The organism is Geobacillus sp. FSL W8-1251, from assembly GCF_038005945.1.
Classification (GTDB): domain Bacteria; phylum Bacillota; class Bacilli; order Bacillales; family Anoxybacillaceae; genus Geobacillus; species Geobacillus stearothermophilus.
This window is the reverse complement of sequence record NZ_JBBOUF010000001.1, coordinates 3024260-3047215: the sequence shown is the minus strand read 5'-3', so window position 1 is coordinate 3047215 and position 22956 is coordinate 3024260. Positions and strand designations below refer to the sequence as shown.

19 protein-coding genes and 7 pseudogenes are annotated in these 22956 nt (G+C 51.2%); 9 read left to right on the top strand and 17 right to left on the bottom strand.

From position 1 onward, the window contains the following. Window positions 1–9: 9 nt before the first annotated feature. The 5 genes and pseudogenes from NSS88_RS16090 to NSS88_RS16070 form a co-directional block, all read right to left on the bottom strand. Window positions 10–686 (bottom strand): annotated as a pseudogene (locus NSS88_RS16090) (IS110 family transposase); the annotation flags it as partial. A gap of 419 nt (window positions 687–1105) precedes the next feature. Continuing rightward, window positions 1106–1510, bottom strand: a complete 405-nt coding sequence (locus NSS88_RS16085) for a DnaA N-terminal domain-containing protein (RefSeq protein ID WP_014195972.1) — start codon at window positions 1508–1510, stop codon at window positions 1106–1108. 18 nt (window positions 1511–1528) lie between these two features. Then, the gene (locus tag NSS88_RS16080; RefSeq protein WP_047818459.1) at window positions 1529–1930 is read right to left on the bottom strand and encodes an acyl-CoA thioesterase; all 402 of its coding nucleotides are present in this window, start codon (window positions 1928–1930) and stop codon (window positions 1529–1531) included. A 222-nt stretch (window positions 1931–2152) separates the two neighbouring features. Continuing rightward, entirely contained in the window at window positions 2153–3340 is a 1188-nt protein-coding gene (locus tag NSS88_RS16075; protein ID WP_049626739.1) for an iron-containing alcohol dehydrogenase, read from the bottom strand. 103 nt (window positions 3341–3443) lie between these two features. Continuing rightward, window positions 3444–4478: a nitronate monooxygenase gene (locus tag NSS88_RS16070; RefSeq protein WP_049626740.1), complete on the bottom strand. Its 1035-nt coding sequence runs from the start codon at window positions 4476–4478 to the stop codon at window positions 3444–3446. A 201-nt stretch (window positions 4479–4679) separates the two neighbouring features. On the opposite strand from NSS88_RS16070, the gene NSS88_RS16065 reads away from it, so the two are divergent. Then, the gene (locus tag NSS88_RS16065) at window positions 4680–5204 is read left to right on the top strand and encodes a hypothetical protein (protein WP_128738870.1); all 525 of its coding nucleotides are present in this window, start codon (window positions 4680–4682) and stop codon (window positions 5202–5204) included. A gap of 43 nt (window positions 5205–5247) precedes the next feature. Here NSS88_RS16065 and xylB read toward each other — a convergent pair whose 3' ends face one another. Next, the gene (xylB, locus tag NSS88_RS16060) at window positions 5248–6747 is read right to left on the bottom strand and encodes a xylulokinase (protein ID WP_049626741.1); all 1500 of its coding nucleotides are present in this window, start codon (window positions 6745–6747) and stop codon (window positions 5248–5250) included. A 13-nt stretch (window positions 6748–6760) separates the two neighbouring features. Then, window positions 6761–7425, bottom strand: a pseudogene (locus NSS88_RS16055) (hypothetical protein). 321 nt (window positions 7426–7746) lie between these two features. On the opposite strand from NSS88_RS16055, the pseudogene NSS88_RS16050 reads away from it, so the two are divergent. Further along, a pseudogene (locus NSS88_RS16050) lies at window positions 7747–8358 on the top strand (RNA-guided endonuclease TnpB family protein); the annotation flags it as partial. A 197-nt stretch (window positions 8359–8555) separates the two neighbouring features. Here NSS88_RS16050 and NSS88_RS16045 read toward each other — a convergent pair. Next, complete coding sequence (locus NSS88_RS16045; protein ID WP_049626087.1) at window positions 8556–9602, bottom strand: aldose epimerase family protein; 1047 nt, start codon at window positions 9600–9602, stop codon at window positions 8556–8558. Between the two features lie 16 nt (window positions 9603–9618). Next, window positions 9619–10020 (bottom strand): annotated as a pseudogene (locus tag NSS88_RS16040) (Gfo/Idh/MocA family protein); the annotation flags it as partial. A gap of 103 nt (window positions 10021–10123) precedes the next feature. Here NSS88_RS16040 and NSS88_RS16035 point away from each other — a divergent pair. Together NSS88_RS16035 and NSS88_RS16030 are read left to right on the top strand one after the other, a co-directional pair. After that, window positions 10124–11002: an IS982-like element ISGsp1 family transposase gene (locus tag NSS88_RS16035; protein ID WP_341085278.1), complete on the top strand. Its 879-nt coding sequence runs from the start codon at window positions 10124–10126 to the stop codon at window positions 11000–11002. An 85-nt stretch (window positions 11003–11087) separates the two neighbouring features. Next, window positions 11088–11345, top strand: a complete 258-nt coding sequence (locus NSS88_RS16030; protein WP_235434246.1) for a hypothetical protein — start codon at window positions 11088–11090, stop codon at window positions 11343–11345. A gap of 95 nt (window positions 11346–11440) precedes the next feature. Here NSS88_RS16030 and NSS88_RS16025 read toward each other — a convergent pair. From NSS88_RS16025 to NSS88_RS16005, 5 genes and pseudogenes are all read right to left on the bottom strand, one after another. Continuing rightward, window positions 11441–12310 (bottom strand): annotated as a pseudogene (locus tag NSS88_RS16025) (aldehyde dehydrogenase family protein); the annotation flags it as partial. A 63-nt stretch (window positions 12311–12373) separates the two neighbouring features. Continuing rightward, complete coding sequence (locus tag NSS88_RS16020) at window positions 12374–13621, bottom strand: RNA-guided endonuclease InsQ/TnpB family protein (protein WP_341085273.1); 1248 nt, start codon at window positions 13619–13621, stop codon at window positions 12374–12376. A gap of 89 nt (window positions 13622–13710) precedes the next feature. Further along, complete coding sequence (locus tag NSS88_RS16015) at window positions 13711–14898, bottom strand: IS701 family transposase (RefSeq protein ID WP_049625563.1); 1188 nt, start codon at window positions 14896–14898, stop codon at window positions 13711–13713. 237 nt (window positions 14899–15135) lie between these two features. Continuing rightward, a pseudogene (locus tag NSS88_RS16010) lies at window positions 15136–15708 on the bottom strand (aldehyde dehydrogenase family protein); the annotation flags it as partial. 131 nt (window positions 15709–15839) lie between these two features. Continuing rightward, window positions 15840–15998, bottom strand: coding sequence for a hypothetical protein (locus NSS88_RS16005; RefSeq protein ID WP_160315817.1), 159 nt, complete (start codon window positions 15996–15998; stop codon window positions 15840–15842). Between the two features lie 355 nt (window positions 15999–16353). Between NSS88_RS16005 and NSS88_RS16000 the strand changes: the two genes are divergently transcribed. Then, entirely contained in the window at window positions 16354–17004 is a 651-nt protein-coding gene (locus NSS88_RS16000) for a cyclase family protein (RefSeq protein WP_061580726.1), read from the top strand. Between the two features lie 59 nt (window positions 17005–17063). Here NSS88_RS16000 and NSS88_RS15995 read toward each other — a convergent pair whose 3' ends face one another. Next, complete coding sequence (locus tag NSS88_RS15995; RefSeq protein ID WP_121625932.1) at window positions 17064–17609, bottom strand: sugar O-acetyltransferase; 546 nt, start codon at window positions 17607–17609, stop codon at window positions 17064–17066. A gap of 51 nt (window positions 17610–17660) precedes the next feature. Then, on the bottom strand, window positions 17661–19040 hold the full coding sequence (locus NSS88_RS15990; protein WP_341085270.1) for a D-serine ammonia-lyase: 1380 nt from the start codon (window positions 19038–19040) through the stop codon (window positions 17661–17663). Window positions 19041–19309: 269 nt separating this feature from the next. Between NSS88_RS15990 and NSS88_RS15985 the strand changes: the two genes are divergently transcribed. From NSS88_RS15985 to NSS88_RS15970, 4 genes and pseudogenes are all read left to right on the top strand, one after another. Continuing rightward, on the top strand, window positions 19310–20479 hold the full coding sequence (locus NSS88_RS15985; RefSeq protein ID WP_055358110.1) for an MFS transporter: 1170 nt from the start codon (window positions 19310–19312) through the stop codon (window positions 20477–20479). 69 nt (window positions 20480–20548) lie between these two features. Further along, a pseudogene (locus NSS88_RS15980) lies at window positions 20549–20665 on the top strand (GNAT family N-acetyltransferase); the annotation flags it as partial. Window positions 20666–20762: 97 nt separating this feature from the next. After that, a complete protein-coding gene (locus NSS88_RS15975) occupies window positions 20763–21821 on the top strand; it encodes an IS630 family transposase (protein ID WP_339239467.1) in 1059 nt (352 codons plus the stop codon). Between the two features lie 25 nt (window positions 21822–21846). After that, window positions 21847–22218 carry a GNAT family N-acetyltransferase gene (locus NSS88_RS15970; RefSeq protein WP_341085268.1) on the top strand — a complete coding sequence of 124 codons (372 nt, stop codon included), beginning with the start codon at window positions 21847–21849 and terminating at the stop codon, window positions 22216–22218. Between the two features lie 110 nt (window positions 22219–22328). On the opposite strand, the gene NSS88_RS15965 is transcribed toward NSS88_RS15970, so the two are convergent. Continuing rightward, window positions 22329–22949, bottom strand: coding sequence for an urease accessory protein UreH (locus tag NSS88_RS15965; protein ID WP_055357900.1), 621 nt, complete (start codon window positions 22947–22949; stop codon window positions 22329–22331). Between the last annotated feature and the right edge of the window lie 7 nt (window positions 22950–22956).

Here is a 22956-nt window from a genome sequence, read left to right as displayed (position 1 = left end):
GCATCTATATAAATACTCCACATGACGCCATTGCTCGGCCAGCATCATGCGTTGATGCGGCCCTATCACTCCTTTCAACGCGCGCCGGAGCTCTTCCGTTTTTTGTTTCAGCCGCCCTTTGGCGAGCTGGGCGAGGGCCGCCGGATCGTCTTTTCCTTCGATAAGGGCGCGAATGATGAGCCGGGCCGACATCCCGTTGATGTCGGATACGACCGAAGAAAGCTTGATATTGGCTCCTTCCAACACTTTTTGGATGCGGTTGAGCTCCCGTGCCCGTTCCTCGATCAAACTGCGCCGATAACGGACCAGTTCCCGGAGCTCCCGCTGAGCTCGATGAGGGATGTAACTCCCTTTTAGCAATCCATGGCGAAGCAAGTCCGCGATCCATTCGGCATCTTTGACATCGGTCTTTCGCCCGGGAACCGCTTTGATGTGTTGGGCATTGACGACAAGCACTTCGATCGGCTCTGCTTCGAGGAGATTATACACCGGCTTCCAATATACGCCCGTCGACTCCATGGCAACGTGCGTCACCTTTTTTCTTTCAGCCAATCCACCAACTCCTCGAGATCGTCGGTCAGCGTACCAAACGTGCGAATCTCTTTTCCTTCAGGGGTAAGGGCGCAAGCCGTAATCGATTGCTTATGCACGTCCAATCCGCAACAGCGTTCATACAAGACGCGCATCGGTCTCCCTCCCTGCTTCGTTCTCAAAAACAGCTGGTGCAGTAGCCTTTGTTCAAGCATTCTATCCTGCGTGCTTCCCTCAAGGGAGCGACATTCCGTGGTGCACCAGACTACTGGGGTCCGTCTATATATCGGACTTTTACGTACCATAGATACAACGACCTCATGACCCCAGCTGCAAGGAGACCATTCGACAGAAGGTTGTTTTCATCCTTCCGTGGTGACGAAATTTTTTTGTCATGGGAGTCTATATAAGATTATATAACACAATTTTAAAAAAAAATAATAATCATATAAAAAATCAGATTAATATACGTATTTGTCGAAAAAATGTAACTTTTTATCACATAAAAAAGCGACCTTCCGCTTGATGGAGCGGAGGCCGCTTCTTGTTGGAGGTTTACTCGTTAAGGGGATCATCAGTGAATCGGACGGGATTCCAGCAGTTCATCGATAATGCGCGCGTAGTGGTCAATGCGCCGCTCCAGCTCCTCCATCTGCCGCTCAAGGCGGGTGACGTATTGACGGAAGGTCATCGGAGCGCCGAATCGCTGTTCGAGCCGCTCTTCGATTTTCTGCCGCTCGCCGTGGACAGAGACGAAGATGCGCATCTCGCGGCCGAACACTTCGCGGACGGTTTCACTGATGAGTTCGCCGTATCTTGTTTGCAGCCATTCACATTGAATGTCGTTGAGGCATTCAATGATGAGCCAATCGTCATCCACCGTCGCCGACGTCGAGGCAAACCACGTGTCAAACGACGGGCCGGGCAGCTTTTGCGCAAGCTTCGTTTTCACTTGTTCCCAAAGATGGTGCTCCTTCACACACTCACCCCCTTTCGTCTACTCGCCCGGCTGCCATACATGTTCGCGCAATTTCGCCCGAATGTCATCCGGAATCGGTTCAGGCCGCCCGGTGTCAAAATTGAAATTGACATACACCGCCCGCCCTTTGGCGCACACCACCCCGTTTTGGTGGATTTCTTCATAAATCGTGAGGCTTGTGTTGCCGATGCGCTCAATGCCGGTATACACAGTCACATCTTGCCCATAATACAGTTGGTTGACGTAGTCAACCTCCATGCGGATGATCACCATCCGCCAACGTTTGAATGACAAGTCAGGCGTAAACAGCTTGAAAATTTCATGCCGCCCCGCTTCAAACCAAACGGGCACGGTCGTATTGTTAATATGGCCGACGCCGTCCGTTTCTGACACGCGCGGCGTAATGACAGTCGTAAACACGAACGCCCCTCCTCCACAAGAACTGGAATCGTCTTTTGTCGAATTTCGGCGGCTGATGTATATGTGTTCGCTTCACGACGTGGAAATTCCTGCTTCACCATCAAGAAAACGTGAAAAACGTCACCCCTTGAGCGGAAGGGGGATCCAACCTGAGGAGCGAGACCCTATTTCCAACAGCCAAAGAAAAAACAGGAGCCTGAAGCAGCCCCTGTTTTTGTGTTCTCACTTGTTGTTCGGTTCCATGATCGTCCCGGCAAACGCTGCTTGATAAATCGCGCGGATGTCGGCTTCCAAAAGCGGCATCGGGCTGCGGGCGAGCAGCCGTTTTTGTTGGACGGCGTCTTTCGTCAGACTTTCTAATGCGCTTTCCGGAATGCCAAAACCGCCGAGCGTCTTCGGAATGCCGACATCGGCGACGAGGCGCTCGAGCTCCTCGACGCAGCGGTGCGACGCCTCCTCCTCTGATAAAAAGCTCGAGTTGCCGCCGAGGGCGTTTAAGATATCAGCCATTCGTTTCGTGCAGCTTTGGCGAATGTAGCCCATCACATATGGCAAGAGCACGGCATTTGATTCGCCATGGGCGATATGAAACTGTCCGCCAAGCGGATAAGCGAGCGCATGCACGCCGGCCACCCCGGCGTTGAAAAACGCCAAACCGGCCAGGTAGCTGCCGTTCGCCATATCGGTGCGCGCCTGTTTGTCCGTTCCGTTTTCCACCGCTTTGCGCAATGAGCGAGAAATCAGGCGCATGGCGGCGATGGCCAACCCATCCGATGTCGGACTCGCGTTGACCGACACGTACGCTTCAACCGCATGGGTAAGCGCATCAATGCCCGTGGCCGCCGTCACCCGCGGCGGAACAGAAACCGTGAGTTGCGGGTCGACGATCGCCACATCCGCCAACAAATAGTCATGCGTCACGACGTCTTTCGTCGTTTCTAAGGACAACACGGAGATGTTCGTCACCTCCGACCCGGTGCCTGATGTCGTCGGAATCAATATTTTCGGCAATCCTTTTTTCTCAAGTGTTCTCGTTCCAGTTAAGTTTAAATAATCGGCGACCGAACCTTCATGCACGGCCAAAACAGCGGCCAGTTTCGCCAAATCCATCGCGCTGCCGCCGCCGACGCCGATGACAAGGTCAAACTCTCCGTCGCGGACAAACGCCACCGCCTTCTCCCCCGTTTCAAGCGGCGGCTCCGGCACAACATCCGTATACACATGCACGCTGCACCCTGCTTGCCGGAGCGGAGATGCCACTTGCTCGACGAGGCCGAGTTTTTCAAGCGCTGGATCGGTGATCACCAACACGTGTGCTGCCCCAAGCCTTTTTACTTCTGGAACTAACTGCGTAAGCGCCCCCCAGCCGACATGGCTGAGCGGCGGAAAAACAATGCGAGCTGCGGTCATGGTTCTCCCCATCCTTTCTATTCGTTGATCAAACAGCGCCATTTAGACACTCGCTCAAAACGACGCGCCCCGCTTTTTCCATCAGACAAATGCAAGGGCTAATTTAGCGGCCCTGCGCCTCCTCCAGCTCCCGCTTCAGCTCTTCGACAAGCTCCGCGGCCGGAAGCTCCCGCACCAGCCGGTATCCTGTCCCGGCCCAAAGCGACATTCCCTCCGGGTCGCCCGCCTTGACGGCAGCAGCTCGCAGCGGCTTCGTCATATGGTGCACATGCGGATACGCCGCCGGCGCCATGGCGCGATACTCCGCCATAAACCGGTTTACAAGCCCGCGCGCCGGTCGGCCGGTAAACGCCCTCGTCACGGCCGTTTCGGCAAACCGCGGATCGGCAAGCGCCTGCTTATGGAGCGGATGCGCCCCGCTTTCCGGGCAACGCAAAAACGCCGTCCCGAGCTGCACCGCGCTCGCCCCTGCTTTGAGCGCCGCCGCGATGCCGCGCCCGTCCATGATCCCGCCCGCCGCCACAAGCGGAATCCGAACCGCCGTCCGCACTTGGGCCAGCAGCGGGAACAACGCGAGCGTCTCATCCTTTTTCGGATCGTTGCCAAACGACGCCCGATGCCCTCCCGCTTCCTCCCCTTGCACACAAAGCGCATTCGCCCCTGCTTCAGCAGCCATGCAGGCTTCTTCCCTTGATGTCACCGTCACCATGACAAACGACCCGGCCTTTTGCAAGGCGGCGATCACTTCCTTGTCCGGGCAGCCGAACGTAAAGCTCACGACCGGCACCCGCTCCTCAAGAAGCACATCAAACTTCGCCTCCCAGTCGTCGTCCTCCCATTTCGGCTCGCCGACTGACGCCCCAAGCCGCTCCGCCTCGGATTCGAGCACGGCGCGGTAGCGTTCGAGCGCCTTTTCATCCACTGTTTTATCCCCCGGCACAAACACATTCACCCCAAACGGCCGGTCCGTCAACGTCCGCAGCTCGTGAGTTTCCTTCCTCATGGCCTCCGCTGTCTTGTACCCGCCAGCCAAAAACCCAAGCCCTCCGGCGTTCGACACCGCCGCGGCCAGTTCAGGCGTCGACACTCCGCCAGCCATCGGGGCTTGGATGATCGGGATGGGAAGTGTAGAGAACATGGCAATACCCTCTTTCTGCATTAGTGGTTGTCCTATCCTCGTTTACGGTTTCTTAACTCTTTCGCGTTTTACTCAAGAAATCCCTTCATCGTTGCGTATAGGAGCATTTTGATTCTCCTACAAAGGGATAAAAAACTGATACGGCGAAGAAATAACGAGACACAGGCTGTCTTTATGAAAGACTATGACGGGGATCAAATAATGAAGCAACTAAAAACCAAAATCGAAAACAACGAGGAACTAACAGAACGAGATGAGTTGAATCTTATCTTTTTACCCTTGATGAAAAGTACTGTAGACTGTTCAGAACGAGCAATTGAGGCAGTAGAATTAGCCCAAAAGATTACAGATCCAGAAAAACAATTCCGCTTATTGTCAACGATTATTGCTGTGTCGGACAAATTTATCGATGAGAAATACGTTGAAAGACTAATGGAGGCGATCAAAATGGTGAGAGTACTTCGGGAATTGGAAAAAAGAGCAGAGCTGAAAGGGAGAATTTTTGAAAGCCAACAAGCCATCAAAAAATATATGAAAGCCCGGTATGGAGCAGCGGCAAAAGAAATACAGGACAAAGTAGATACGATCACCGATTTGTATATATTGACCCATCTGTTAGATGACATTTTCGGAGCTGAAACACGTGAAGAAATCGAACGACTAATCGACGAAGCGATCACAAAACAATCACAGATGAACCAAAGCACAAAACAGTTGGAAAAATAAAATGCTTCTCCCCCAACCCACCAGCCGGTTTGGGGGAGAGAAGTCACGGCCGAAACGCCTTTAACCGTTTCGCCAGTTCTTTCGTACGCGGATATACATCGCGATAAATCGCAAACAGCTCTTTGTATCGGGCGACCGCATCCGGCCGCGGTTCGACGACGGATTCGACTTGTTTGAACGCATCCGCGCATTGCTTGAGCGAATCGAACCAGCCGACGCCGCACGCGGCGATCATCGCAGCGCCTAGTCCCGGCCCTTGTTCGTTCTTCAGCTTTTCCACCGGGAGATCGAAAATATCGGCTTGGATTTGCAGCCACTCGGCGCTTTTCGCCCCGCCGCCGATCGAGACGACCGAGTCGATCGTTTTGCCGCTCGCTTTGATGATCTCCACCGACTCGTTGAGCGAGAACGTAATCCCTTCCATGACCGCGCGGGCGAAATCCCATTTCGTCTGCCGCGAGTCGATGCCGATAAACGACCCGCGAATATCGGCGTCCGCATAAGGCGTCCGCTCGCCGACCAAATACGGCGTAAACAACAAGCCGTTCGCGCCGATCGGCGACTTGGCCGCGCATTTTACAATCTCAGCGAACGGCACGTCCTCGGCAAACGTCCGCTTCCACCAGTCGAAACTGTAGCCCGCCGCCAGCGTCACCCCCATAATATAGTAGGCGTTCGGCTCGGCATGGTTGAAGTAATGCACTCGTCCGGCGAAATCTTTTTCCCCACTTTGCTCATACGCCAAGACGACGCCGGATGTGCCGATGCTCGACATCATGCGGCCTTCTGCCAAAATGCCCGCACCCACCGCGCCGCAAGCGTTGTCCGCTCCGCCGGCGAACACGTTCACCGATGCCGGCAGCCTGGTCTGTTCGGCCACCTCCGGACGCAGCGTCCCGACCCATGCCGTCGCCTCAACAAGCGGCGGACAAAGCGAAAGATCGACGCCGACCGCCCGGGCGATCGCCTCGCTCCACGTTTTCGTTTTGATATCCAACAGCAACGTCCCCGCCGCATCCGATACATCCATCGCGATGTGCCCGGTCAAGCGGAAGCGGACGTAATCTTTCGGCAACAAAAACACCCGCGCCCGCTCGTACAGCTCGGGTTCGTGTTGTTTCACCCAAAGGAGCTTCGGCAAGGTGAATCCTTCAAGCGCCTGGTTTTTGGCGATTGCCAGCAGCGCGTCTTGGCCGACCTTTTCTTCAATGTCCCGACACTGTGCTGTCGTTCTCGTATCATTCCACAAAATCGCATTGCGCACCACATTCCCATCGTCATCAAGCAGCACAAGCCCGTGCATCTGTCCGGAAAAACTAAGCCCCACGATCGACTCCGGAGAAACGCCCGCCGTCTCCCAGACGCGGCGCAGTGCGACGATCGTTTTTTCCACCCAATCGTCGGGGCGCTGCTCGCTATAGCCGGAATGCGGCTGGTAGAGAGGATAGGACTCGGTCCATTCCCCTCTTACCTGCCCGTTTCGATCGACAAGCAATACTTTGACTGCACTCGTTCCTAAATCGACGCCAATGACGTATTCCAAAGTCATCCCTCTTTCACGAACGGGATACGCTCGGCACGCTGACTTCCAACAAATATTGGTTGAGCAGCGTTTTCAGCCGCTCTAAGCGGCCGGACGTATTGCGAATTTCGCCGAGCTGCAAGGCATACTCCTCGAGTTTTTTGAAATCGGCCGTTCCTTCGACAATTTCGCGGCCAATGCCTTCCGTATAGCTTTTGTACCGCTCTTCGATGAACTGTTCAAACACGCGGTCTTCCAACAATCGATGCGCGACTTTTAAGCCGATCGCAAAGCTGTCCATCCCGGCGATATGAGCGTAGAACAAATCTTCCGGTTCAAACGAGCCCCGCCGCACTTTCGCGTCAAAGTTCAAGCCGCCGCGTCCAAGGCCGCCGTTTTGCAAAATTTCATACATCGCCAACGTCGTCGTATACAAAACAGCTCAAACGCCGCCTCCACGTGCGCCTTCGCCAAATCCATGCCGCTGTACTTATTCCATGGACGAATCATATTGCCGACGCCAAACGGATCCGATCCATCCCCCGTAAACGTATGCCAATACGCCACCGAAAAGCGCAAATGCTCCTCCATTGTTTTGTCGCCGACTTTTTCTTCCGGATTATAAAACTTAAACGCCAACGGATTGCGCGACTCTGGTCCTTCATATGGAATGGTGCCGATATTCGAGAAATACGCCATGTCCAAGTCCTCCTTAAATAAGCGAGAATGATTTGTTTCAGTTTTATTATAACGCTTTCATATTTGTTTGTATATCATATAAACAAAGTATTCTCACCTGTAAAACCACAACTATGTTGGTTGAAGTTTTACAGGGGGGATGGGCATACGATCCCCCACACTCTGATGTTACCGTTTTTTATCTTAATTAGGCGAGAAGACTCCCACTTCAACGAAGCGAAGCGGAATAAGTGGGAGATGAATCGCCTTAACTATATTTTGCTGAAAATAGGATAGATTCAGTAAAATATAGTATCATATAGTTAGATGGGAGGTGAAAAAATGTATTTTTGTATCAAACAACAGCTAAATGGTTTGACCAAAGAAGAATACTTGACTCTTCGAGAACTGTGCCATATTGCCAAGAACATGTACAACGTCGGATTGTACAATGTCAGACAATACTATTTTGAACACAAGGAATTTCTTAATTATGAGAAAAACGATCATCTTGCAAAAACTAACGAAAACTATAAGCTGTTAAACAGCAACATGGCACAGCAAATTTTAAAAAAGGTCAATGAAGCCTTTAAATCTTTCTTTGGTTTGATCAGTCTTGCCAAACAAGGAAAATATGACCACAAGGCTATCAGTATTCCAAAATATCTTAAAAAAGATGGCTTTCATTCACTGATCATTGGCCAGATTCGTATAGACGGCAACAAATTCACGATACCGTATTCTCGCCTATTTAAAAAGACTCACAAGCCTATCACGATAACGATTCCGCCTGTGTTACTGGACAAAAAGATTAAGCAGATTGAAATCATTCCTAAGCATCATGCCAGGTTCTTTGAGATTCAGTACAAATATGAAATGCCTGAACTAATTAATGCTGATGTCAATGGCGCATTAAACATCTTAAAGAAAAGTAAAGCTGTAGACCTGAGTGTCTTATGCTCTAGCGGCGAAGTGGACACGCCTCAAAGAATAAGGATTGCTTGAAGCAGTCAAACTTCTTTGGAAGCCCCCACTTCAAATTTTCGCTAGAAAATTAAGTGGGGGTAGTTCACTACGTAATGCTTTACATCCCGACACTTGTTATGATGACTTTCTGTTTCCACAACTGCTTTCAGATTTTAAAATTCAACTTAGTCAACACTAAATCGATACCTTGTCATCGACACCTGCTCCTTGTCAGCCGGCAATACGATCGACGGAAACTGCGGATGGTGAATGGCATCCGGAAGCCCTTGCGTTTCTAAGCAAATGCCGAGATATTTCCGCGACGGCACGCCGCCCAAATCCAACCCTTCCGGCAACTGGTTCGACGTGTACACGACGACGCCGACTTCATCCGTCTCGACGGTCAATATCCGCCCACTCTCTGGATCGGAAAGCACAATCTCTTTGTCATGATGCCGATCGAGCCAAAACGGATGGTCATAACCCCCGCCGCCGAGTGCAATTTGCGGATGCCCGGATTCGACCGCCTCCCGGATCGTCTTTCCTTGCCGCAAATCAAACGGCGTGCCGGCGACATCCAAGACGCGGCCTGTCGGAATCAACTCCTCATTCAGCTCCAACACACGGGAGCTTTGGATGGTCAGCGTGTGATCCAAAATATCACGCTTGCCGTTGCCGCTTAAGTTAAAATACGTATGGTTCGTCAAATTGACAAGCGTCGTTTTGTTCGAACGGGCCCGGTACGTGACGGTCCATTCGTTGTTATTATTGAGCCAATACGCTACTTGAACATGAACCGTTCCCGGATATCCCTCCTCCCCGTCCGGGCTTGTGTACGAAAAGACGATCCCAACCGCATCATCGCGCTGAACCGGTTCCGCCTGCCAAAGCACGCGATGGAATCCGTTCGGGCCGCCGTGCAAGTGGTTGTTGTTCTCATTTTTCGCCAACCGGTACGTGACGCCATCAAGCTCAAAACTCGCCCCTTGAATGCGCCCCGCCACCCGGCCGATCACCGCGCCAAAGTAAGGCTCATTCTCCACATACGGCTCAAACCGATCAAACCCAAGTACGACATTTTCGATGTTGCCGTTCCGGTCTGGAACGCGGATGTCCGTCACGATGCATCCGTAGTTTGTCGTCGACAGTTCCATGCCGCGATCATTGACCAAGGTGAACAACAGAATATCGTTTCCATTAAGTTCGGACCACTTTTCGTATGTAATGTTCATCTCGATTCTCCTTCCTTTATAATTGTACGATCTCTTCCGTTTTCATCGATGTGCGGCAAGCATCAAGCGTCCGTGCTTGTTGGATCATGCGCTCCGGGGAATACAACAGCGGCGTTCCTTCGAGAATGGAGCGCGAAAAGTGCTCGATTTGCAGCGCGTATTGGTCGCCTGCCACCGTTTCCTCGCGCTCGCTGCCATCAGCCGTTACGATCGTAATCCGTCCCTCTCCATCATCCACATCCGACCGATACGCCCGCGAGACAACGATTTTTCCCTTCGTGCCCACTACTTCGTATTCGTTCTGAAAGAGCATATCAAAACTGCACGTGAACTGCACAAGAACACCGTTTTCCATCCTCATCCAACCATTCGTCGTTAAATCGACCGAACGGTGTGGATCAAAATGGGATTGAACAAACCCGTGGTGCTAGATAAACTTGAGCAAGCATAAAAATAGCCCTTGCTGGCGGATCTCCAGTAGAATGAAAGTGTCACCCAACATTCGAAGGGAGAGATCCCCCATGCAAGAGCACTTTCATTTTACTACAGATCCAGCCAAACTTCAAAAACAATATGCCGCTATTTTCTGTTTTGTTTCTGCCCAACTGTCGTTGATTCAAATGTATCTTCATCGCCGCAACCGTCACTTGGTCAAGCAAGAAGACGAAGTGGTCATGGCGGTTCACCTTTTGGGGAAGCTGCTGGGCTTTTCTTCCGAACGAGCCTGGCATCGTTTTGTCACGGGAAATTTGTTCACAAACGGCTCGTTTCTTGAACGCTCCCGATACAACCGCCGCTGCCGAGCGCTTGGTTTCGCCATCAAATGGATCCGTCATGAGCTGGCGAAACGTGGCCAACACCATGCTTATGCGGTCGTCGACAGCTTGCCTCTTCCGTTGTGCCATCCCGCAAGAATGCAGCGCGTCAAGCGATTTCGAGGGATCGCGGATATGGGGTATTGTGCTTCCAAAAAGCAATGGTACTACGGTTTCAAGCTGCATCTTCAAGTGACCAATCAAGGGCTGGCCATGGGCTATGTCGTGACGGAAGCGTCCTGCCACGACGTCAAAGCCGCTGAAACGGTGATGACTCAAATCCCTCATCCCTACAACTTTGGGGACAAAGGGTACATCAGCCACGCTCTTCGAGAAAAGCTGTACGAAGAACACCAAGCCGCGTTCTGGACACCGTCTCGACACAATCAAAAGCACGGCCCATCCAAGGCATGGGAAGAATGGATCAGGAAAAAACGCAAAGTCATCGAGACGATGTTTTCGATTCTCGTAGACCAATACCGGATCACCGACATTCGAGCGAATTCCATGGCCGGGTTTGAAGGGGCACTCGATGGCATCTTGTTGGCTTATTCCTTGGTCACACTAGGGCTGGTTGAGCGCTGACGCTCAACTAGCACCACGGGTTCAACATTATATCCATCATCCCAAGCCAAATTTCGAACTGGCATTGCTTCAGCAGACCGCCCAAATGCCTGTTCATGGATACGAACTGTTTATGTACCATCCGTTGCACGAGAAGGGTCGCTGGCCGCAAAATGCGGTCTTGACAGCAGAGCTTGCGAATGACCTCAAACCTCGGCACGGAGGGCTGAAAACGTTCTTGCATACAAGCCGAAGCCTGCTTCTCGTGAAAAAAGCATGGTTCAGCAAACAGCTCGAGCATCAATACCACCTGTCTGTTCTCGCCTCGAACCGTTGGGGATATATTTTGGAAAAGCATGTTTAAACATACAGCCTTGGAGTGCCACTCTCTCCAAGGCTGCGCAACTATTCTTCTAGAATTTTAGGAACAAACTTTACTCCAATCTCTTCTCATCCCGCTTAATTCTGGTTAAAAATAATCAATTTCAACTCCGTCATTTCCTCGATCGCATAGCGGATCCCTTCGCGGCCGAACCCGCTTTCTTTCACGCCGCCGTATGGCATATGGTCGACGCGGAACGTCGAGATGTCGTTGATCAACACGCCGCCGACGTGCAACTGCTTCGCCGCTTTCCACGCGGTATGGACGTTATCGGTATAGATGCCCGCCTGCAAACCGTAGCGCGAGTCATTGACCAGTTCAATGGCTTCATCGATCGAGCGGACGCGGTTGATCAAGACGATCGGGGCGAACACTTCTTGGCAAGACACTTTCATCGTCGGTTCGGCGTCCACAATGACCGTCGGAAGCAAGATATTGCCGTCGCGCTCGCCGCCAAGGACGACATTCGCGCCGCCTTGTTTTGCCTCTTCGATCCAAGAGAGCGCCCGGTCGACATCGTTTGGCGTAATCAAGGCGGATACATCGGTGGTTGGATCCAACGGGTCGCCTGTTTTCAACCGTCTCGCGGCAGCGACGAATTTTTCAACGAACTCGTCATAGCGTTTTTCATGGACATAGACGCGCTGGAGCGAAATGCACACTTGCCCTTGGAACGTGAACGCGCCAAATACGCAACGCGGGATGATGCGATCAAGATCGACCTGCTCGTCAACGATGACGGTGGAGTTCGAGCCAAGCTCCAACGTCACCCGCTTTAAGCCTGCCTTATTGCGGATCGCGATGCCGACTTCCGGGCTGCCGGTGAAGGTGATCATGCTGATGCGCGGGTCGGTGACGATTTTGTCGCCGACCGTGCGGCCGCTTCCGGTGACGACGTTGAGCGCCCCTTTCGGCAAACCGGCTTTTTCGAACAGTTCGGCAGTGAACTACCCCCACTTAATTTTCTAGCGAAAATTTGAAGTGGGGGCTTCCAAAGAAGTTTGACTGCTTCAAGCAATCCTTATTCTTTGAGGCGTGTCCACTTCGCCGCTAGAGCATAAGACACTCAGGTCTACAGCTTTACTTTTCTTTAAGATGTTTAATGCGCCATTGACATCAGCATTCATTAGTTTGCCAGACTTTGTTCGATACAAGCCGCGCTTAATACGTTTGCCGCTGAACTTATATTCTTTTGGATTGTCGGCATTATATTCAGGAATCTCATCGCCGTCAAAAAAGCTGGCTTGAGACGTATATGATTCTTCCTGTTTCAAGAATTCAATGCCGTAAAATTCACAAAGATATTCTAGTTTTTCTTTTATGTTACCGAGAGGAATATTGACAAAGTTTTGATTTGTCTTTTTTCCTAGATTCATATTGCGTTGCCATGTTTCCGCATAGCCAATGACAAGTTTGCCAATTTGATTTTCAATACAGTAGTTAATGATGTAACGGCAAGTCTTGTTGATATAATCATTCACTTTATTATTGCGATTCATAGCAAGCAAAGCCTGTTTACGAGTGGTGCCTTTGATTTTTTGCTTATCTTTTATGCTTTGAAGTCTGGCATTTTCTTTGTTAAACCATTGATTGATACTTTTTAATCTCCGCCCATCAATGATGAATGATCTGCCGTCTGATGTGACACAAGTGGCAAGATTGTTTAATCCTAAATCAATTGCCAGTGCTTTTTGGTCATTTAATTCTCTTTGATCTTCAGGCATTTCATATTTGTACTGAATCTCAAAGAACCTGGCATGATGCTTAGGAATGATTTCAATCTGCTTAATCTTTTTGTCCAGTAACACAGGCGGAATCGTTATCGTGATAGGCTTGTGAGTCTTTTTAAATAGGCGAGAATACGGTATCGTGAATTTGTTGCCGTCTATACGAATCTGGCCAATGATCAGTGAATGAAAGCCATCTTTTTTAAGATATTTTGGAATACTGATAGCCTTGTGGTCATATTTTCCTTGTTTGGCAAGACTGATCAAACCAAAGAAAGATTTAAAGGCTTCATTGACCTTTTTTAAAATTTGCTGTGCCATGTTGCTGTTTAACAGCTTATAGTTTTCGTTAGTTTTTGCAAGATGATAGTTTTTCTCATAATTAAGAAATTCCTTGTGTTCAAAATAGTATTGTCTGACATTGTACAATCCGACGTTGTACATGTTCTTGGCAATATGGCACAGTTCTCGAAGAGTCAAGTATTCTTCTTTGGTCAAACCATTTAGCTGTTGTTTGATACAAAAATACATTTTTTCACCTCCCATTTAACTATATTACTGTAGATGAGTATTTTTCATTACAGTAATTTCCATTCCCTAAGAGACAAACAGGGGACCCCTTAGGCGACATGGAGCTGTTTTTTGATCACATCAATGGGAATATCTTGCTTTGCGGCGTCATAGATGAACTCGACGACGCTGTGCCCTTTCCGAGACCGAAGAAGCTCCAGGCCGGAAGAGATGTCTTGTTGAGATTCCGCGATGCTGTATACGCAGGCTAACAGCACCACGACCCAATACCGTTTCACCGCCCGAACGTGGCGAACACGGTACCCATCGAGCTTCAGCTGGTCTTTTGCCTGCCGGAAAAAGCATTCGATCGTCCAGCGCTGGGCATAGTAACGCAAGATGTCTTCGTCACTCAGCTCCCGGTCGGTGCTCAATATGACATGGAGATGATCCGGCGTCATCGGTTGATCCGCCTTCCAAGCCAGCAGCACCACCGCGTCATCAAGACCGTTGAGCGCGCCTTCGTAGCGGTAGACACGATAGCGCTCGTTCCCCACCGTGACGAGGCGGGTGTCATTTGGCTCGATATAGCGGGCAAACTCCTTCGCTTGGATGGCGATACCTTTCGGGTAGAGAATCCGGTTCGTCTTGAGCATGGCGATGACATGGAATCCTTGTTTCAGACAGGCTTCGATGAGCGCTTGGGACGGATACCATGAATCCACGAGCACATACACCGGCTGAGCCCGCTTCCCCTTGAGCGAGGAAAGCATCTCGATCGCCAGGTCGATTTTGCTTCTTCCCGATGTCTTGTCATACAGACGAAAGGCGAACGGAAACGCTTGCGTGAAGGTGTGCACCATCAGCCAAACAAGCGAATGCCCCCAGACCAATTGATGATCGCTGTGAGAGAAATGCCAGTCACACCCTTGAATGGCGTGCGTTGCCCGTGACGAAGGCTTCGTTTTTTGGCAAATGGTATCATCAATCGAAAGGAACAGGGGTTGATTCGTCCGTTTGGCCAGGCGTTCGATCTGGCGAAGAACCCACTCCTGAAGCTTCTCAAGCAGTTTTTCCTCGTTCCAAGGGCTTTTCGTGAAAAAGTGGCTGAGCGTGGTTCGATGATTCGGATGAAAACTCCAGTACCGGACATCCGTCAATGTCCCCGAAAATCCCTTGGTCGTCAAGGCGTCGACAAGATGAACGAGATGCTTGATGACCGGCTTCGAGAAATAAAGCGCCAATCCCAGCGTCATGAAAAACTTGTGGATTCCTTGATGATGTGCTAATCTATTCATGAGACATGAACCTCCTTGTGGGTAGTTGGTAGCACATCTATTCTAACCAAGGAATCGGGTTCATGTCTCCTTTTTTGTTTAGTTTGTAAATTTATGTTAGCAAATTTGCTCATCTACAGTATATTATACTATATTTTACTGAATCTATCCTATTTTCAGCAAAATATAGTTAAGGCGATTCATCTCCCACTTACTCCGCTTCGCTTCGTTGAAGTGGGAGTCTTCTCGCCTAATTAAGATAAAGTAGGCGGACAGCGGCGTTTGGCTGGCTGGTTTTAACACAACTGTGTTGCCCGAGGCGATGGCCGGGCCAAGTTTATGGGCGACCAAGTTCATCGGGAAGTTAAACGGCGTAATCGCCCCGATGACGCCGATCGGCTCGCGGACCGTCAAGGCGATGCGATGTTCCCCGCCCGGCGCCGCGTCGAGCGGCAGTGTTTCCCCATGAATGCGTTTGGCTTCTTCGGCGGCGAATTTGTACGTTTGGATCGTGCGGGCGACTTCCACTTTCGCCGTGGTGATCGGTTTGGCTGCTTCCAGTGCGATCAACCTTGCCGCTTCTTCCTGCCGCTCTTTCAGCTGCTCGACGACCCGCTCTAAAATGGCGGCTCGTTCATGCGCTGGCATGGCCGCCATCGTTTGCCGCGCGGCGTATGCCGCGGCAATGGCTTCATCGACTTCTTCTTCTGTCGCTGTCGGAATTTCGGCAATCGTCTCGCGTGAGTATGGCGATTTCAGCTCAGTGTACGACTTGGCTTCCCGCCATTCGCCGTTGATGTATAATTTCTGTTTCTGTACCGCTGTTTCCATCTATTTCACCCTTTCCTTATTTTGGGCATACAGCTTTAGCCAACGCATCCCCCTTTGTTATATATCCCACACGCCCTGCTTATTTGTTTCATTCGCCATCATGCCCAAAAATCCTTCTTTTTCCTCTTATTTCAATAGATGATGATTGAGCCTGCTGTTACATCTTTAAGCATTTTTTGTGCCATCATGGCAAGCGCAAACGGCAGTCTCATTCTAAAGTCTGTAAGGCTCACTTTACCGCAAAATGCTTGCTGATGGTGATGTATTTCCTCGCTTGTGACAATGTTCAAACAAGAAGAGGCTACACCTGGTCAAGAACAATGGCTTGTAGACAGCACAACTAAGTAGGCCATTGGTCGACAAAAACAGTGAATAGGTTCACCATACCGGTTCTACTGTTCACCGGATGAGCTCCCAATGTTGCAACACAGGGCAATTATTTTTTCTTCCGCCCGACATCAACCAATTCTCTATCCTGAAAATACCCGAACTCCAAAATGCGTAAAGTGGCAGCGTTCAACATAGGGATATTTTCATTCCTCCGATGGTGACAAAATTTTTGGTCATGGGAGTCTATCTTTCTTTCCCATATGTTTTCGTTATATGATGGATGCAGCCAATATTTTCTTGAAAGGATACCGGGAAATGATCATCAAAAAAATCATCGACCTCACCATGCCGATCACGGCCCAAACTCCGGTGTACCCGGGGGATCCGAAGCCGAAAATCGAACCGGCGGCGACATTCGCCCAAGACGGCTATCACGTCAGCCGCCTTGTGCTTGGGTCGCACAGCGGCACGCATGTGGATGCGCCGTTTCACTTTTACGAACACGGTTGGCGGCTCGATGACGTGCCGCTCACGTATTTTCTTGGCCGCGGCGTCGTGATCAATGCCACCGGAAAAGCGGAAGGCGAAACGGTGACGATGGCCGATGCCGCTCCGTATATCCCGAAGCTGTCGCCGGGAACCATTGTGTTGTTTCATACCGGCTGGTCGCAATACGCCGGAACAAAGCGGTATTTCCATCATCCGTACGTCGCGCCGGATGTGATTGAAGCAATGCTGGAGCGGGGCGTGCGGACGTTTTTCATCGACGCGCTCAACATCGACCCGCCGGACAGCTCGTCGTTCCGCGCCCACGAACTTATTCTTGGTGCCAACGGGGTGATCGGGGAAAATTTCGTGAACTTCGAGCGAATCGATTTTGATGACCCGTATATTATTGCCCTCCCCCTTTCCTTGCCTGGCTGCGACGGTTCGCCTGTTCGGGCGGTGGCGGTGCAGTGGGCGTAACAAAGAAGGATGATGCAACCAAACGCCCCGCACATGCTTTGCGCGGGGCGCGGCCTTGGCTATTTGAGCCATTTGATCACTTTCGCCGGGTTTCCGCCAACGACCGCGTTGGCGGGGACATCTTTTGTCACGACCGCCCCTGAGGCGATGACAGCGTTGTCGCCGATCGTGACGCCCGGGTTGATGACGGCCCGCCCGCCGATCCAGACGTTATGGCCGATCACAACCGGCTTTCCGTACCCCAACCCGGAATTTCGTTCGTGCGGATCGAGCGGGTGAGTCGCCGTATAAATGTGCACACCAGGACCAATAAAACAATGGTCGCCGATTCGCACTTCACATACATCCAAAATCACGCCATCAAAGTTCATAAAAAAGTTTTCACCGACGTGAATGTTGTAGCCGTAGTCGCAGCGGAAGTTCGGCTCGATAAACAGCCGTTCTCCCGTTGAACCGAACAGCTCCTTCAGCAGAGCGGTTCGCTTTTCATATTCCGTTTCCAACGTTTCGTTATACAAACGAACGAGCCGCCGCTCCTTGACGAGCTCCGGATCAGCGGGATTGTACAAGTGTCCCGCTACCATCTTTTCTTTTTCGGTTTTCATCGAACCCCTCCAACATTTCATGCATTCGTTTCAAAACTCCATGGAATGATCTTATCGTCCTTCAGAAAAACCGTTCCCTGTCATCGTTTCGATGCGCACGCCTTCCCGATAATAGGCCTCCATCACATCCTTTGGCACCATGCTTCCACCCGTCGCCCAGCCAATATGGACGGCGTTTTTCATCTTTTCTTTCAAACCGTTTGCCTCTACGTACGTTTGCCCCGCCAAATCACGAAACAGCCGAACAGGCCCCGCCACCCCCGCCAAGGCGGACGGCTCTAAATAGATTTCCTCCGTTTCCACCATCGCCGCGAGCAAGCGGTAAAGCGTCGAATCGTCCACCGTATAGACGCCGCTGATGACGTTCTCAAGCATGTTCCCCACCAGCCGCGACGGCCGGCCCACCGCTAGCCCGTCCGCTTCGGTCTTATTGTCGAGGCCAAAATCTTGCACCGACACGCGGTCGTGCTCTCCTGTCATCAGGCCGAGCAGCATGCAAGGCGAATGCGTCGGCTCAGCGAAAAAGCAATGGACATGATCGCCGTACACGAGCTTCAGCCCAAACGTCACCCCGCCCGGACCGCCGCCGACGCCGCAAGGAAGATACACAAAGAGCGGGTGTTTTTCATCAACCGTGATGTTCATGTCCTCTAATTGCTTTTTCAGCCGAAACGCCGCCACCGCATAGCCTAAAAACAGATGGATCGAGTTTTCATCATCGATAAAATACGACGTTGGATCCTCGGCGGACTGTCTTCGCGCCTCTTCCACCACGTTGTTGTAATCAGTGAGATGTTCGATGACGGTGACCCCTTTGCTTCGCAATAAGTCTTTTTTCCATTGTTTCGCATCGGCTGACATATGAACGGTGACGCGGAACCCAAGCTTTGCCCCGATGATGCCGATGCTCAAGCCCAAGTTCCCTGTCGAACCGACGACCAGAGAATAGCGGGAAAAGAATTGCCTGAATTTCTCGCTGTCCATGACCGCATAGTCGTCTCCTATGGTGATCATCCCGTTGGCGAGCGCGAGGTCTTCGGCATGTTTCAGAACCTCGTAGATTCCCCCTCTCGCCTTGATCGATCCGGAGATGGGAAGATGGCTGTCACATTTCAGCAACAGCTCCCCTTCAATGTTGGTCTGAAACATCTTTTCCAAACGCTGTTTCATGTTCGGAATTCGCACTAAAGGGGATTCGATGATGCCGTGGGCCGTTCGCGTCTCGGGAAAAACTTTCGCGATGTAGGGGGCAAAGCGGCGCAATCGTTCTTCCGCCTCCTTGACATCGCGTTCGCGTAAAGGAATCGTTTGAATGGCTTGCGCGAACGCGTGATATTTTGGATTGCGCCAAAACACCTCTTCGGCCGCCATGATCATTTCAAGCAGCGGGAATTCCTTTCCCCACTTTTGGATTTCGTTTTTGGTCATCATGCACCATCCTCTCCCATGCGTGTTTGTCGTTTCGCACCCTTGGCGGATGCCGGTCCAAAGTCCGCTTCATTGTTTGTCGAACCGTTTACCTCCAGTCTCGCGAAAACCGCTTCCATTGTCAATGGGGAGGAAGGAAAATGGGTTGTGGATGACATTCGGGAGTGATCCCAGCCTCGTCGGAACGGCCAAGCAAGGTGCGATCTGCTTTGAAAAATGCCTGTCTTTCCATTATGATGAAAGAGGCAAACCATATCGTGGAGATGATGATCATGAGCAATCGTCGCGATTTATCGCTTTTGTTTCTCGTGATGTTTTTGGTCATGGCCGGGTTTGGCATCATTATCCCTGTCCTTCCATTTTACGCGGAAAAAATCGGCGCGACGCCAACGCAGCTCGGCTGGTTGATGGCCGTTTATTCGCTCATGCAATTTTTATTTGCGCCGATGTGGGGGAATTTATCGGACCGCTATGGACGAAAGCCGATGTTGCTTGTCGGCATTTTCGGTTTGGCTCTTTCGTTTTTCTTGCTCGCCGTCGCGACAAAGCTTTGGATGTTGTTTGCCGCTCGCATCATCGGTGGATGTCTATCGGCGGCCACGATGCCGGCCGCTATGGCGTACGTCGCAGATGTGACAACGGAAGAAGACCGGGGCAAAGGAATGGGGATGATCGGAGCGGCCGTTGGGCTTGGATTCATTTTCGGACCGGGGATCGGCGGCGTGTTCTCGAAAGCGAGCTTAACCGCTCCGTTTTGGATGGCAGGCAGCTTGGCGCTCTTGACCGCTCTATTCGTTTTCGTTTTCTTGCATGAGTCGCTTCCGAGAGAAAAACGAACGAATATACGAACAAAGCGGCCATCGCTTGCGGCCGCCCTCCAAGGGCCTGTAGCGCGCCTATACTTACTGCAGCTGATCACAACGTTTTCCCTCGCTGGACTTGAAGCGACGTTCGCCTATTTTGCCGCTGAACGAGCGGGGCTTTCGTCGACGGAACTTGGCTACATCTTTATGATCATGGGGCTTGCAGGGGCCATCGTCCAAGGAGGGTTGCTTGGAAAACTGATCCGCTCATTCGGGGAAGGCGCTGTCATTCGTTTCGGGCTGTTCCTGTCAGCAGTTGGCTTTTTTCTCATTTTATTCGTTCACAGCTTTTGGACAGCCGCGCTCTATTTAACGATTTTCGGCATTGGCAACGGCGTCATCCGCCCGTGCGTCTCCGCCTTGTTAACGAAGCATACAGCGGATGGCCAAGGAAGTGCGACAGGCGTTTTATCCTCGTTCGATTCGCTCGGCCGCATCGGCGGTCCGGCGATCGCCGGCTGGCTGTTCACCTTAAAGCCCAGTTTGCCATATGCGGCAGGAATTGCGCTTACATTCATTTCCTTTTCCGTTTTTCAATCGTTCCAACGCGCGATGATGCAAAAAGACACGTCCCTTTGATTCAAGAGGGGATGGGGGTGACCCGCTACACACGCAAGTGCAAGTCTTATGGATAAAAGGAGGAATGCTTTGAACATCGTTCCAATCAAACAATTGAACCGCGCCATGGTCAACCAGTTTTTCACCAACCATTGGGGAAGTCCGCAAATGGTTGTCTCGACCGGCATCTATAACTGCAGCGAACTATATATATGCTCATTGAAAAGTTAACCTTCGTATAAGTGGTGCCCACTCCGGTTATACTGCTCCTAAGGAAAAGCATGGAAAAGGAGCGGAATTCTGCATGAAACGTCTCAAAATCACCAACGATCACGGATGGACACCTCGGACACTTCGCAAACAGGAACGGAAAATCAAAAACACCCTTCTTCGCCAACGGGTGATGGCGGTTCGCCTGGTCATGGAAGGCTATTTGGGCAAAGAGGTGGCCTCCATGGTCAACGTGTGCCGACAAACCGTTTCCCATTATGTGTCGCTGTTCAACGAAGGCGGTCTGGAGCTCTTGCTTCATCGGGATTTCGCCCCCGGGCGGGAGCCGTTTCTCACCGAAGAACAGCAGGAAGAGATCAAACAGCTTGTGTTGACCACCACTCCCGCGGAACTGGGCTGGGACGTCGCTTCGGCGTGGAACACCAAACTCCTGCAATCCTATGTCGAAAAGCACTTCGGTGTTTCCATTTCCCGCGAAGCGTTGCGAAAACTCCTGCACCGCAAAGGGCTGTCGTGGACACGGCCGACCTACACATTGGCGAAAGGCGATCCGGATCGACAAAAGAATTTTGAGAAACAGATCGACTTCATAAAAAAAAACTTAATGGATCCTGATTCGGTCTTGTTGTACCTTGATGAAACACATATCCGCTCTTACCATGTCTTGCGGTCCACATGGTCGGAAGTCGGCCGCCAAAAACAAGTGCCGACGTTCGGCCATCATGCCCACGTATCGCTGTTTGGCGCGGTCAACATCCACGATGGCGAAACGGTGCTTCATCAAACGACCGCTGCCAATGCCGCGACGTTCTTGGATTTCTTGAGAATGCTCAAAGAGCGCTATCCGGACCGTCTCATGGTCTTGGTGTTGGATAACGCCCGCATTCACCATGCCAAAATGGTCAAGGAGTTTTTGCAGGAAGAAGGGCAGTGTTTTCACTTTATTTACCTTCCTCCCTATTCGCCACAGCTGAACCCGATCGAACGCTTATGGAAATGGCTGAAAGATACGGTGATTGCCAATGTATTTCACAAGGATCGCAACGATATCATTCAAGCCATTACTCGGTTTGTCCACTACATCCACGAACGTCCGGAGGAAGTGCTGCAGCGCTTAGGGTGTGCAGGATGACTGAGAAGTTAACTCTTCATGTTGCATGTATATAGATGGATTTGCGGCTGTCGAGAATGGACAGCGGATCATCGGGCTCATTACGTTTGTGATTCGCGGAAACGAATGCGAGATCATCTCGCTAGACAGCATAATGGAAAACCGCGGCGTCGGCAGCACCCTTTTGCATGAGGCGGAGACATGGGCGAGACAACAAAGGTGCACCGCTGTTCAACTGATCACCACCAACGACAACTTGCATGCGCTTCGTTTCTACCAAAAGCGCGGCTACCAAATTGTGAATGTCTTTCCGAACGCTGTCGACAAGGCGCGGCGAATCAAGCCAAGCATTCCGAAAACAAGTCCTGACGGCATTCCTATTCGAGATGAGTTGTTGCTGGTCAAACCACTGGTGTGACACGAAGTGGCAATGACGCCGCATCGAAAAAGAAGCACCGGCCTTCTCCCAAGACCGGTGCTTCTTTGTTTTGAACAACCCTCCACCTATGACGCCAGCCGCGAGGAGCGTCAAATTTCGGCGGCGATATGATACATGTAATAGACCCCATAGGCGATGCTGATGAGGGAGACGGTTTTCACGATCCATTGATTCATGACTTGCTGTTTCGCTTTCATCCAAACAAACGGAATCCCGAGAAACGTCGTGAACAGCATCATGCCGATGACCGTTCCTAGGCCAAAAATCAAAATAAAAGCAAGCGCCATCCAAGTTCCTTTGACCGTCGTCATCGTCAACAACACCATTCCGGCGCTGCCGGCTAAACCGTGGATGATGCCAATCAATGTCGATTTCACATGTAGATGAATATCGCCCTGGTGATGATGATCCAGCCTCATTGTCGAACGGAAACTAGCAATTCCTAGAATAACGATCATGATGCCGACGCCCATTTCGAGATAAGAAGCAATCTGTTCAGGAATTTGCCGCTCAAAGGCGATCATCGCCATCCCAACAACGAGCAGCGTCAACGTATGGCCAATTCCCCAAAACATGCCGGCCAGCGATGAAAGGGACAGTTTTTTCGTCCGGCTGGCAATGGTCGAAACGGCAATGACATGATCCGGTTCCGTCGCATGTTTCATTCCAAGCAGCAATCCAAACAAGAGCACAGGCCATATCGTTCCCATTGTCTTC